General features: G+C 61.6%; 11 protein-coding genes. 6 read left to right on the top strand and 5 right to left on the bottom strand.

The genetic code is table 11. The features are described 5' to 3' along the window. Positions 1-29: 29 nt before the first annotated feature. Positions 30-1,553 carry a polyphosphate:AMP phosphotransferase gene (pap, locus tag ACXX83_RS03800; RefSeq protein WP_015093963.1) on the bottom strand — a complete coding sequence of 508 codons (1,524 nt, stop codon included), beginning with the start codon at positions 1,551-1,553 and terminating at the stop codon, positions 30-32. Between the two features lie 348 nt (positions 1,554-1,901). On the opposite strand from pap, the gene mnmC reads away from it, so the two are divergent. From mnmC to ACXX83_RS03775, 5 genes are all read left to right on the top strand, one after another. Next, positions 1,902-3,881 carry a bifunctional tRNA (5-methylaminomethyl-2-thiouridine)(34)-methyltransferase MnmC2/FAD-dependent 5-carboxymethylaminomethyl-2-thiouridine(34) oxidoreductase MnmC1 gene (mnmC, locus tag ACXX83_RS03795; protein WP_458547603.1) on the top strand — a complete coding sequence of 660 codons (1,980 nt, stop codon included), beginning with the start codon at positions 1,902-1,904 and terminating at the stop codon, positions 3,879-3,881. Positions 3,882-4,051: 170 nt separating this feature from the next. After that, positions 4,052-5,824 carry an N-acetylglutaminylglutamine amidotransferase gene (locus ACXX83_RS03790; RefSeq protein WP_458547602.1) on the top strand — a complete coding sequence of 591 codons (1,773 nt, stop codon included), beginning with the start codon at positions 4,052-4,054 and terminating at the stop codon, positions 5,822-5,824. 3 nt (positions 5,825-5,827) lie between these two features. Beyond that, positions 5,828-7,576 (top strand): N-acetylglutaminylglutamine synthetase, encoded by a 1,749-nt coding sequence (gene ngg / locus ACXX83_RS03785; protein ID WP_458547601.1) that lies wholly within the window; start codon positions 5,828-5,830, stop codon positions 7,574-7,576. Between the two features lie 126 nt (positions 7,577-7,702). Beyond that, positions 7,703-8,893 (top strand): osmoprotectant NAGGN system M42 family peptidase, encoded by a 1,191-nt coding sequence (locus tag ACXX83_RS03780; RefSeq protein ID WP_458547600.1) that lies wholly within the window; start codon positions 7,703-7,705, stop codon positions 8,891-8,893. Between the two features lie 183 nt (positions 8,894-9,076). Next, positions 9,077-9,304: a YheU family protein gene (locus ACXX83_RS03775; RefSeq protein WP_458547599.1), complete on the top strand. Its 228-nt coding sequence runs from the start codon at positions 9,077-9,079 to the stop codon at positions 9,302-9,304. 4 nt (positions 9,305-9,308) lie between these two features. Here the strand turns inward: ACXX83_RS03775 and csrA are convergent, their stop codons facing one another. From csrA to ACXX83_RS03760, 3 genes are all read right to left on the bottom strand, one after another. Further along, on the bottom strand, positions 9,309-9,494 hold the full coding sequence (csrA, locus tag ACXX83_RS03770) for a carbon storage regulator CsrA (protein ID WP_104448987.1): 186 nt from the start codon (positions 9,492-9,494) through the stop codon (positions 9,309-9,311). Between the two features lie 154 nt (positions 9,495-9,648). Next, on the bottom strand, positions 9,649-9,981 hold the full coding sequence (locus ACXX83_RS03765; protein ID WP_008004345.1) for a YnfA family protein: 333 nt from the start codon (positions 9,979-9,981) through the stop codon (positions 9,649-9,651). Positions 9,982-10,045: 64 nt separating this feature from the next. Further along, positions 10,046-10,861, bottom strand: a complete 816-nt coding sequence (locus ACXX83_RS03760; protein WP_095966328.1) for an SDR family oxidoreductase — start codon at positions 10,859-10,861, stop codon at positions 10,046-10,048. 284 nt (positions 10,862-11,145) lie between these two features. On the opposite strand from ACXX83_RS03760, the gene ACXX83_RS03755 reads away from it, so the two are divergent. Beyond that, positions 11,146-11,298 (top strand): DUF3309 family protein, encoded by a 153-nt coding sequence (locus tag ACXX83_RS03755; RefSeq protein ID WP_018606531.1) that lies wholly within the window; start codon positions 11,146-11,148, stop codon positions 11,296-11,298. Positions 11,299-11,370: 72 nt separating this feature from the next. Here the strand turns inward: ACXX83_RS03755 and ACXX83_RS03750 are convergent, their stop codons facing one another. Further along, positions 11,371-12,735, bottom strand: a complete 1,365-nt coding sequence (locus ACXX83_RS03750; RefSeq protein WP_458547598.1) for a DUF1552 domain-containing protein — start codon at positions 12,733-12,735, stop codon at positions 11,371-11,373. Position 12,736: the final 1 nt, after the last annotated feature.

Raw genomic sequence — 12,736 nt, 5'->3', positions numbered from 1 at the left:
ATTCACCTCGCGTATGCGTAACCATCGCCTCAATCCTTGTCCTTCTGCTTCTTGCGCTCATGCCGGTCGGCTTTTTCGAAAGCCTCCTCCATTGCCCGATTGATGGTGCGCAAGACTTTGACTCGCGCCCAGCGCTTGTCGTTGGCTTCCACCAGGGTCCATGGCGCAATCTCGGTACTGGTACGGTCGACCATGTCGCCGACCGCTGCGCGATAGTCATCCCATTTTTCACGGTTGCGCCAGTCATCTTCAGTGATCTTGAAGCGTTTGAAGGAAATCTTTTCGCGTTCCTCAAAGCGCTCCAGTTGCGTCTGTTTGTCGATGGACAGCCAGAACTTGACCACGATCACACCGGCGTCGGTGAGTTGTTCCTCGAAGTCGTTGATTTCACCGTAGGCACGCAGCCAGTCTGCCGGGCTGCAAAACCCTTCGATGCGCTCCACCAACACCCGGCCATACCAGGAGCGGTCGAACACGGTGAACTTGCCCCGGGCCGGGAGGTGCCGCCAGAAGCGCCAAAGATAGGGTTGCGCCCGCTCCTCTTCAGTGGGGGCGGCAATCGGCACGATGCTGTATTGGCGCGGATCAAGCGCCGCCGCCACCCGGCGAATCGCCCCGCCCTTGCCTGCCGCGTCGTTGCCCTCGAACACCGTCACCAGCGCATGGCGACGCATGCGCTTGTCACGCATCAACCCGGAAAAACGCGCCTGCTCGGTGATCAGCTGTTCTTCGTAATCCTCCTTGTCCAGGTGCAGGCTCAGGTCCAGGCTGTCGAGCAGGTTCACTTGATCGACACTGGGGAACACTGGCGCGGCGCTGACCTTTTCCGGATGAATCGTCGGCCGTTGCAATGCGCCCTGCAGGCCCGCCAGCAGAATCCGCCCCACGGCCAGACTGCGATAATGGGCATCCGCCCCGGCGATCACATGCCAGGGTGCATAGTCGCGACTGGTACGGCGCAGCACCCGCTCGCCATACTTCACGAACCTGTCATAGGTTTCCGATTGCTGCCAGTCCAGCGGGCTGATGCGCCAGCTGTGCAGCGGGTCGTCGGCCAATGCCTTCAGGCGTGCCTTCATCTGCTTCTTGGAAAGGTGAAACCAGAACTTGAAGATCAGCGCACCTTCATCGCAGAGCATCTTTTCCAGGCGCTCGGCGCCATTGATCGCCTGGTCCAGCCGCGGATCCTTGAACTCGCCATGGACCCGCCCCTGCAGCATCTGGCTGTACCAGTTGCCGAAGAAAATCCCCATGCGTCCCTTGGCCGGGAGCATCCGCCAGTAGCGCCAGGCCGGTGGCCGCGCCAGTTCTTCGTCGGTTTGCTGATCGAAGGTACGGACCTCGATCAGGCGCGGGTCCATCCACTCGTTAAGCAACTTGATCGTCTCGCCCTTGCCGGCACCTTCGATGCCATTGATCAAAATGATCACCGGAAAGCGGCGTTGCTGCTGCAATTCGAACTGCGCTTCGAGCAACGCCTCGCGCAGGGCCGGTTCTTCGGCGTCGTAGGTTTCTTTGTCGATGACGTGATCGATTTCGGCGGATTCGAACATGGATGGCTCCCTTCCAGATGTGAGCAAGACTAGCGGATTGAACTGAAGGCCAGCAGAGTTTTTCCCTAACGCCACCAACACCTGTGGCGAGGGGGCTTGCCCCCGTTCGGCTGCGAAGCAGTCGTAAAACCAGCCAACCGGATTTACCTGACAGACCCGGTTGGCTGATTTCAGGGCCGCTTCGCGACCCAACGGGGGCAAGCCCCCTCGCCACAACAGCCCTCTCGCCGCAAAAGGTTCGGGCACGTCGAAGATTTTCTCCTACTCAGCCAATGCATGCCTTGCCACGGATCAAGCAACGCACCATCGATCGGCTAGAATGGCGACCTTGCCGTTGCCGAGCCTGCCATGAAACCTGTATTGCCCCACGCCCAGCTCGACTGGGACGACCAAGGTCGCCCGTATTCTCGAGTGTTCGATGATGTGTATTTCTCCGACAAATCGGGTCTGGACGAAACCCGCTACGTGTTCATCGAACAGAACCGTTTGGCGGAACGCTTTGCGGCCTTGCCCGAGGGCGGGCGGCTGGTCATCGGTGAAACGGGGTTCGGCACCGGGCTGAATTTCCTGTGCGCCTGGCAGGTGTTCGAGCAACACGCCGTGGCCGGTGCGCGACTGCATTTTGTCAGCGTCGAAAAGTACCCGTTGAGCCCGGCCGACTTGCAACGTGCCCTGGCGCTGTGGCCGGAACTCAAGGTATTTGCCGATCAACTGCTTGAGCAATACGTAGCCATCCATCAGGGCTTTCAGCGCCTGACACTGGACCACGGCCGCGTCACCCTGACCCTGCTGATCGGCGACGCGCTGGAACAACTGCCCCAACTCGACGCCCGGATCGATGCCTGGTTCCTCGACGGTTTCGCTCCGGCGAAAAACCCTGACATGTGGACCGCCGAACTGTTTGCCGAACTGGCGCGCCTGGCCGCTCCTGGTGCATCCATCAGCACCTTCACCAGCACCGGTTGGGTGCGGCGCCTGCTCAACGCCGCCGGTTTCAAGATGAAACGCACCCCGGGCATCGGCCACAAATGGGAAATCCTGCGCGGCGAGTTCCTCGGCTGGCCCCACGACGTACCCGCCCCCGCGCCCGACAAACCCTGGTTTGCCCGACCTGCACCGCCGAGCGGCGAACGCCGGGCACTGGTAATCGGCGCCGGGCTGGCCGGTTGTGCCAGCGCCGCCAGCCTGGCTGCACGGGGCTGGCAAGTGACGTTGCTGGAGCGTCACGACGACATCGCCCGGGAAGCTTCGGGCAATCCGCAGGGCGTGCTCTACCTGAAGTTATCGGCGCATGGCACGGCGCTGTCGCAAATGATCGTCAGCGGATTCGGCTACACCCGGCGACTGCTCGAACACTTGCAACGGGGCCGCGACTGGGACGATTGCGGCGTGTTGCAACTGGCCTTCAATGCCAAGGAAGCCGAACGCCAGGCGCAATTGGCGGCGGCGTTTGCACCGGACCTGTTGCACCTGCTGGATCAATCCGGGGCGCAGGCTGTGGCCGGGATCGGGCTGGCACAAGGGGGCCTGTTCTATCCGCAAGGCGGGTGGGTCCACCCACCGGCGCTGTGCCAGTGGCAGGCCGGGCATCCGCGGGTTCAACTGCTCACGCATTGCGATGCGCTGGAACTGCGCAAGGTCGAGGATCAGTGGCAAGCCTGGAACGGCGAGCAATTGCTTGCCTGCGCCCCCGTGGTGGTCCTCGCCGGTGCAGCCGAAATCCAGCGTTTCCCCGAAAGTGCGGGGTTGCCGCTCAAGCGCATTCGCGGGCAAATCACCCGTCTGGCGCAAACGCCGCAAAGCCAGGCCTTGAGCACTGTGGTGTGCGCCGAAGGTTATGTCGCTCCCGCACGCCTGGGCGAACACACCCTGGGGGCCAGTTTCGATTTCAACAGCGATGACCTGACGCCGACCACGGCTGAACACCTGGGTAACCTGGCCATGCTCGAAGAGATTTCCCACGATCTGGTCGAGCGCCTGGAGATCGATCGCCTCGACCCCGAGGGCCTCCAGGGGCGCGCCGCGTTTCGCTGTACCAGCCCCGACTACCTGCCAATCGTCGGCCCCTTGGCCGACACCCAGGCCTTCGCTCAGGCCTATGCCGCGCTGGGCAAGGACGCCCGGCAGGTGCCGGACGTCGAATGCCCGTGGCTCGACGGTTTGTACATCAACAGTGGCCACGGCTCGCGCGGCCTGATCACCGCGCCACTGTCAGGAGAACTGCTGGCCGCCTGGCTGGACAACGAGCCCCTGCCCTTGCCCAGGAGCGTGGCCGAAGCCTGTCATCCCAACCGGTTTGCGTTACGGCGCCTGATCCGCGGCAAATAGTCGATACCGCCGTCGAGAGCGCCCGCACAGCGGCTCTCGGCCCGGGTTTCGCCCTCTTATAACTCATCGATATAAAACTCCCCTTGCCGAGGCGGGTCAGTTTCTGAGTACCCGCCATTTTGGCGCAGTATCGATTGACCCTCCCCAACGGAAAAACCGGTAAGGAATTTATGTGCGGATTAGCTGGCGAGTTACGTTTTGATCATCAACCTGCAGACCTTGCAGCCGTTGAACGAATCACCCATCACCTGGCCCCTCGCGGCCCCGACGCCTGGGGATTTCATAGCCAGGGGCCGGTTGCCCTGGGCCATCGGCGCCTGAAAATCATGGACCTGTCGGACGGCTCGGCGCAGCCGATGATCGACCCGCAATTGGGCCTGTCCCTGGCCTTCAACGGCGCTATCTACAACTTTCCGGAACTGCGCGCCGAGCTTGAAAGCCTGGGTTACGCCTTCTATTCCGGTGGCGACACTGAAGTCTTGCTCAAGGGCTATCACGCCTGGGGCGAAGCCTTGCTGCCGAAACTCAACGGTATGTTTGCCTTTGCCGTTTGGGAGCGCGATGCCCAACGCCTGTTCATCGCCCGCGACCGTCTTGGCGTAAAACCCTTGTACCTGTCGCGCACCGGCCAGCGCTTGCGCTTTGCCTCAGCACTGCCGGCATTGCTCAAGGGCGGCGACATCAATCCGCTCCTCGATCCGGTGGCGCTCAATCACTACCTGAATTTCCACGCCGTGGTCCCCGCACCGCGCACGTTGCTGGCGGGCATCGAAAAACTGCCGCCAGCGACCTGGATGCGCATCGAAGCCGATGGACGCACCGAGCAGAAAACCTGGTGGACCCTGGCCTATGGCCCCCACGACGACGAGAAAAACCTGACCCTCGAAGACTGGCGCGACCGGGTGCTCGACAGCACCCGCGAAGCTGTCGCGATTCGTCAGCGTGCGGCGGTCGATGTTGGCGTGTTGCTGTCCGGCGGTGTCGACTCGAGTCTGCTGGTGGGCCTGTTGCGGGAAGTCGGCGTGGACAATCTGTCGACCTTCTCCATCGGCTTCCAGGATGCCGGCGGCGAACGCGGTGACGAGTTCCAGTACTCCGACCTGATCGCCCGACATTACGGTACGCAGCATCACCAATTGCGCATCGATGAAAAAGAGATCATCGAACAACTGCCCGCCGCATTCCACGCCATGAGCGAACCGATGGTCAGCCACGACTGCATCGCGTTCTACCTGTTGTCCCGCGAAGTGGCCAAACACTGCAAGGTCGTCCAGAGCGGCCAGGGTGCCGACGAACTGTTCGCCGGCTACCACTGGTATCCGCAAGTGGACGGTGCGAACGATCCCTATGCCGCGTACCGCGAAGCGTTTTTCGACCGCAGTTACGACGACTACGCGGCGACCGTGCAGCCAAAATGGCTGACCGCCAATGACGCCGCCGGTGACTTCGTCAAAGCCCATTTCGCCCAGCCCGGTGCCGATGCAGCAGTGGACAAGGCCTTGCGTCTGGACAGTACGGTGATGCTGGTGGACGACCCGGTCAAACGCGTCGACAACATGACCATGGCCTGGGGCCTGGAAGCGCGCACGCCGTTTCTCGACTACCGCCTGGTGGAGCTGTCGGCCCGGATTCCAGGGCGTTTCAAACTGCCGGACGGCGGCAAGCAAGTCTTGAAAGAAGCCGCGCGCCAAGTGATTCCCAGTGAAGTGATCGACCGCAAGAAAGGTTACTTCCCGGTGCCGGGCCTCAAGCATTTGCAGGGCGATACACTGGAGTGGGTGCGTGAGTTGCTGCTCGATCCGAGCCAGGATCGCGGCCTGTTCAACCCGGCAATGCTCGACCGTCTGCTGACCGATCCCCAGGGACAGTTGACGCCGTTGCGCGGCTCCAAGCTGTGGCAACTGGCGGCCCTCAACCTGTGGCTCAGCGAACAAGGAATCTGACCGATGAAACCTCACGCCACGGCTTTCAGCCAACGCCTGTTGCGCGGCCAGTCGCCTTCCTACGAACGTTTACAGGCACGTCTGGCCGAGGATGGCAGTGAACTCGGCGCCGCGCCGATTGCCGTGCATTGCGGCTGGGGGCGCTTGTTGATCGGCCACACCTTTGCCGATGCGGCGAGCCTGGCCGCGGAGTTGCTCAACGAGCAGCCCGGCGAACGGGACATCGCGCTGTACGTCGCCGCGCCCCAGCAGGTGCTGGGGCTGGAGCCGGCGCAGCTGTTCCTCGACCCGTCCGATACCTTGCGCCTGTGGTTCAGCGACTACCGCCAGGCGACCCGGGTGTTTCGTGGATTTCGCATTCGACGCGCACAGAGCGACGCCGACTGGCAGGCCATCAACCAGCTGTATCAGGCGCGCGGCATGCTGCCGATCGATGCCACCCTGCTCACTGCGCGCCACCTGGGCGGCCCGGTGTATTGGCTGGCGGAAGACGATGACAGCGGCGCGGTCATCGGCAGCGTCATGGGCCTCAATCATGCAAAAGCCTTCAACGATCCGGAACACGGCTGCAGTCTCTGGTGCCTGGCGGTCGACCCGCATTGTGCGCGGCCGGGCGTCGGTGAGGTGCTGGTACGGCATCTGATCGAACACTTCATGAGTCGCGGTCTCGCTTACCTCGACCTGTCCGTGCTGCACGACAACCGCCAGGCGAAAAACCTGTACGCCAAGCTCGGTTTTCGCAACCTGTCGACCTTCGCCATCAAGCGCAAGAACGGCATCAACCAGTCGCTGTTTCTCGGGCCGGGCCCCGAAGCTGCCTTTAATCCGTACGCCCGGATCATCGTCGAAGAAGCACACCGTCGCGGCATCGATGTGCAAGTCGATGACGCCGATGCCGGAATGTTCACCCTCAGCCATGGCGGGCGCCGGGTACGCTGCCGCGAATCCCTGAGTGACCTGACCAGCGCCATCAGCATGACCCTGTGCCAGGACAAGAGCCTGACCCACAAGGTGCTCAAGGCTGCCGGGCTGAACCTGCCCGTGCAGCAACTGGCGGGCAATGCCGATGACAATCTGGCGTTCCTTGATGAGCACCGGCGCGTGGTGGTCAAACCGCTGGACGGTGAACAGGGCCAAGGCGTGGCGGTCGACTTGCAGACCATCGAAGAGGTGCAGCACGCCATCGAGGCGGCCCGCCAGTTTGACAGTCGCGTGCTGCTGGAAAGCTTCCACCAAGGCCTCGACCTGCGAATCCTGGTGATCGGTTTTGAAGTGGTCGCGGCCGCGATTCGCCGGCCGGCCGAAGTGGTCGGCGATGGCCAGCACTCCATCGGCCAGTTGATCGAAGCCCAGAGCCGGCGCCGACAAGCGGCCACGGGTGGCGAAAGCAAGATCCCGCAGGACGCGGAAACCCTTCGCACCTTGCAGGCGGCCGGATACGACTACAGCAGCATTCTGCCGGCCGGCGAGCATCTGTTCGTACGGCGTACGGCGAATCTTCATACCGGCGGCATTCTCGAGGACGTCACGGCGATCCTGCATCCGACGCTGCTGGATGCGGCTGTACGGGCCGCTCGGGCGCTGGACATTCCCGTGGTCGGCCTCGACCTGATGGTGTCCGCCGCCGACCAGCCGGACTACGTGTTTATCGAAGCCAACGAACGGGCCGGGCTGGCCAACCACGAACCACAGCCCACGGCGGAGCGTTTTGTGGATTTGTTGTTTCCGCACAGCCAGCCGGCGGTCTCTTAGCTATGCGTTGTCAGGACTGACCCCTTCGCGAGCAGGCTCGCTCCCACATGTGATCGCATTCCCCTGTGGGAGCGAGCCTGCTCGCGAAGGGGCCAGTCCAGGCACCTCAACTCATCAGGAGTTTCCATGACCAGAAAAATCCCCGAACCGGACCTCGGCTACCTGCAAAAAGTCCTGCTGGAAATGCTCGCCATTCCCAGCCCCACCGGGTTCACCGACACCATCGTGCGCTACGTCGCCGAACGCCTTGAAGAACTCGGCATTCCCTTCGAGCTGACCCGTCGCGGCACCATCCGCGCCACGCTCAAGGGCAAGAAGAACAGCCCCGACCGCGCCGTTTCCGCCCACCTGGACACCATCGGCGCGGCAGTGCGTGCGGTGAAGGACAACGGCCGCCTGACCCTCGCGCCGGTCGGCTGCTGGTCCAGCCGCTTTGCCGAAGGCAGCCGGGTCAGCCTGTTTACCGACAACGGCGTGATCCGAGGCAGCGTCTTGCCGTTGATGGCGTCCGGGCACGCGTTCAATACCGCCGTGGATGAAATGCCGATCAGTTGGGATCACATCGAATTGCGCCTGGACGCCTACTGCGCCACCCGCGCCGACTGCGAGTCGCTGGGCATCAGCGTCGGCGATTTCGTCGCCTTCGACCCGTTGCCGGAGTTCACCGAAAGCGGCCATATCAGCGCCCGCCACCTCGATGACAAGGCCGGAGTGGCCGCGCTGCTGGCGGCCCTCAAAGCCATCGTCGACAGTGGCGAAGAACTGATGATCGACTGCCATCCGCTGTTCACCATAACCGAGGAAACCGGCAGCGGCGCCGCGGCGGCGTTGCCCTGGGACGTCAGTGAATTCGTCGGCATCGACATCGCTCCGGTCGCGCCAGGCCAGCACTCCAGCGAGCATGCGGTAAGCATCGCGATGCAGGACTCCGGCGGGCCGTATGACTATCACCTATCGCGTCACCTCCTGCGTCTGGCCAGCGACAACGAGCTGCCGGCCCGCCGCGACCTGTTCCGCTACTACTTCAGCGACGCGCATTCGGCGGTCACCGCCGGCCACGACATTCGCACGGCCCTGCTGGCCTTCGGCTGCGACGCCACCCACGGTTACGAACGCACCCACATCGACAGCCTCGCCGCCCTGAGCCGCCTGCTCGGTGCCTACATCCTCAGCCCGCCGGTGTTTGCCAGCGATGCGCAACCGGCCAAGGGCTCACTGGACCGGTTCAGTCATCAACTCGAACATGACACGCAGATGGAAAGCGATACGCGGGTGCCGTCGGTGGACAGCCTGGTGGGGCAGCGGTCGGAGAGCTGATCTGCAACTTGTACTGTCTGTTCTACCGCTTTCGCGAGCAGGCTCGCTCCCACATTCAAGTGCATTCCCCTGTGGGAGCGAGCCTGCTCGCGAAGGGGGCCTGACAGGCCAAACTTATGGCCCAGGCTAGCCGCAACAGCCCAATCGCCGTAGCATCGCGCCATTGATCCAACCGAGGTGCCTATGCTGATCCCCCACGACCAACTTGAAGTCGACACCCTCACCCGCCTGATCGAGGATTTCGTGACCCGCGACGGCACCGACAACGGTGACGACACGCCGCTGGAAACCCGCGTTCTGCGCGTGCGCCAGGCGCTGACCAAGGGCCAGGCACTGATTGTCTTCGACCCGGAAAGCGAGCAATGCCAACTGATACTCAAGCATGACGTGCCCAAGCACCTGTTTGACTGAAGATTCAGCGTTCCTTGGTTTTCGCCAGTTTGTTCTGGATGCGTTCATAGATTTCGGAGCGGTGCACATTGACGTCCTGAGGCGCTTCGACGCCAAAGCGAACGTGGTTTCCGTTGATCGCGAGAACGCGCACGCAAATGTTGTCACCGATGGAAATGGTTTCGCCCACAACGCGACTGAGTACGAGCATAAGGAATGTCCTTCAGGGATTACTGGCCCCTGAAGATGCCCGGCCCGTCGTACGCCTACAATGCTCCGACAGCAAACCGGACTGGACTGACAGCCCCTGAACCACCCCGCTGACGGAAAAGTCCGACAAGCCGGGTGATTGTAGGGACGAGCTGTCAGGACGCGGAGAATCGCGGCCCGAACAGGATGATACTCGCGCCAATCACACACAGCGCCACGCCGAGCCAGTCCGACCCCAGCGGACGAATCCGCTCGACCACGGCCAGCCAGCCAATCGAGGCAATGATGTAGATGCCACCGTAGGCAGCGTAGGCGCGGCCGGCGTAGGTGGCCTCGATACGGGTCAGCAGCAGGGCGAACAGGGTCAGGCTCAGGAGCGCCGGCACCACCCACCACATGCTTTTACCCTGGCGCAGCCACATCCAGAAGGCGAAGCAACCGGCAATTTCGAACAGCGCAGCGAGGAAAAACCACAGGTAATTGAGCATGCAAGCGTCTCGCAAGGATGGCCGATGGCGGCCACCCTAACGACCGCGCTGCCTGCGGGCAAGATCAGCTTGCGGATTGCCTGGCCTTGGCGCGCATTTTGTCGGCCATGACGGTCATTTCGTTGTAGAGCAATTGCGGGTTCTTCTGCTTGATCGCCCAGGCCATGCGGCCCTGTTCGTGGGGCAGGATCATGAACTCGCCGGCAGCGACCTGCTGGTAGATGTAGTCGGCGATGTCGGCGGCGCTGATGGGCGAGCTTTCCAGCAGCTTGCCGACCTGGGCCTTCATGGCCGGGGTCGGGCCGCGGAAGGAGTCCAGCAGGTTAGTCTGGAAGAACGACGGGCACACCACATGTACGCCGACTTCCTGATGCGCCAGCTCGATCAGCAGGCTTTCGGACAACGCCACCACACCCGCCTTGGCCACGTTGTAGTTGCTCATCGCCGGGCCTTGCATCAGCGCGGCCATGGACGCGATGTTGATGATCTTGCCTTTGCTTTGCTCCAGCAGCGGCAGGAAAGCCTTGCAGCCCTTGACCACGCCCATCAGGTTGATTGCGATCTGCCAGTCCCAGTCCTCCAGGGACAATTCACTGAAGAAGCCGCCAGAGGCCACACCCGCGTTATTGACGATGACATCGATGCCGCCGAGCTTGACCTCACAGGCCTGGGCGAACGCCGTCAGTTGGCTGTAGTCGCGCACGTCGCAGCGCTGGATAAAACCATCGCCACCGGCTTCACGGACCAACTTCAGGGTTTCCTGCAAACCGGGCTCGCTGACGTCCGACAAGGCCAGTTGCCAGCCTTCACGCGCCCAGCGCAGCGCGATTTCGCGACCCAGGCCAGAGCCTGCACCAGTGATCATCATGCGATTTTGCATAGCAAACAGCCTTGTTGTTCTCGGAAGATGCATCGAGTGTAGCGAAGGAAGTTGCCCGACCCACGCTCCATCAGATTGCTGAATGGCCCGAGCAAACCGCGGGCGCGCCACAAGCAACTAAGGCCATCACAAAAGAAATAAGAACCTGTCCGAAATACTTCAAAAAAACTTGGAATTTTCCTGCAGTCGCATGAGTCGGAATTTTTAAGCAGCTCGAATTTACTTCATTCCCGCTGACCTGATTGGCATGGTCATTTCACTGCATTTTCGACAAGGAAAAAGACATGGGCACAATACTGATCATCATTCTGATCCTGTTACTGATCGGGGGTTTACCGGTCTTCCCGCACTCCAGAAGTTGGGGTTACGGCCCATCCGGAATCATCGGCGTCGTATTGGTGGTGCTGTTGATCCTGCTCTTGCTCGGCAAGATATGAAAGTCTGACAAGCAGATAGAAACCAGCGAAAAAGACGATGCCAGTCAATCTGACTGGCATCGTTGTTCGGATTCACACGTTAGTGAATATCCCGCTGAGGGGATTGATATTGCCGCCGTAAGGCACGCTGGTTCCGGCTGCCTTGGCTACGGTTGCCCAGATACGCTGCATGTCGACGAATTTCTGGCCGATTACCGGGTTCCCTGCGTGGTGCTCTTGATCGAATTGCGACGTAATGTTGAAGTACCGTCCCGAACCGTCCCCGCTTTTCAACAATCCGCTCGCCCCCCCCATGAACAACATCGGCATATCGATCATGTGCTCAGGGGATCCATCGGCCATCTCGCTGGTGAGTACGACGAGTGTATGTTGGAGCAGATTGTCGCTGGGCACGTGCGGGTCCTGGTACCGGGCCAGTTCATCCATAAACAGTTTGACCTGCCGAACGTACCATTGCCGTGTTCCCTTCCAGAGTTCTTGCCCGGAGCGACGGTGAGCACAATCGTGGGGATTTCTCTCGGGACTGACATCAACGATATTGAGCGACTCCGCCGAGCGCCCGATCTGAAGGGTGGCGACCCGGGTTATCCCGCAACCCAAGGCGGTGGCTACCACTTTGTGGTGATCCGCCTGAATGCGGGTGCGGTGCGCTGCCGATCTGTAATCCAGAGGCTCGAGTGTCACCGGCTCACATGCCCCCACGGGCGGCCGTGTTTCCTCCAGGTCCTTGATGACCTGCTCCACCGAGTCGAGATGGGTATCAAGCTTTTGCCGCTCTGCGGTAGAAAGCCTGGCTCTGAGTTCCCGGATATCCACCAGGGATGCCTCCAGCAGCGCACCGGCCCCGGGCTGTAGTGCGCGCCGAGTCTGAGCGGGCGACTTGAACAATGATTCAGCCATCAGCATTGGATCACGGTAGGGGGTACGAATCGCAGTTCCCTGAAACGACACAAACCAGGGTGTTCCATCGACTCCGGCGTGGGGGCCGGCAAACAGACTTCGGTGGGACGGCTCAGTGCCCGGCAGCGCTTGCCCCAGCAACACATCAATAGACGATTGACTCTTTTGACTATCACGCAATACCCAGTTCCAGCCATTATGACCCACGTTCCCCGGCCCCAGAATAATCCCGCGCAGGTACAACGACTGGTTGCGATAGGCGGCCAGCTCTGAACTGACTTCATTGAGCGTAAAGGCCGTGGTATCCGTCCCCTGTGCAGTGGGGTGCCACAATCCGCGCCCATCACCAAAAGCACCGCCATTGTAGGAGTCCACCGCCAGTCCGTCGGGGACCACCACAAATACAACCTTCAACTTGGCTTGCTGTGTTTGCCCGGCCAAAGCCATGCGCGCCAAACCGAATTGAGTCAGAGGACCGAAGACACCTGCCGCAGCCAGGCCCGCGAGAAAACGCCGACGACTTTTCAAAATGCCCATG

It is taken from the genome of Pseudomonas sp. GNP012, assembly GCF_054343835.1.
The sequence above is the reverse complement of the archived record's forward strand: the minus strand, read 5'-3'. Positions and strand labels throughout refer to the sequence as shown.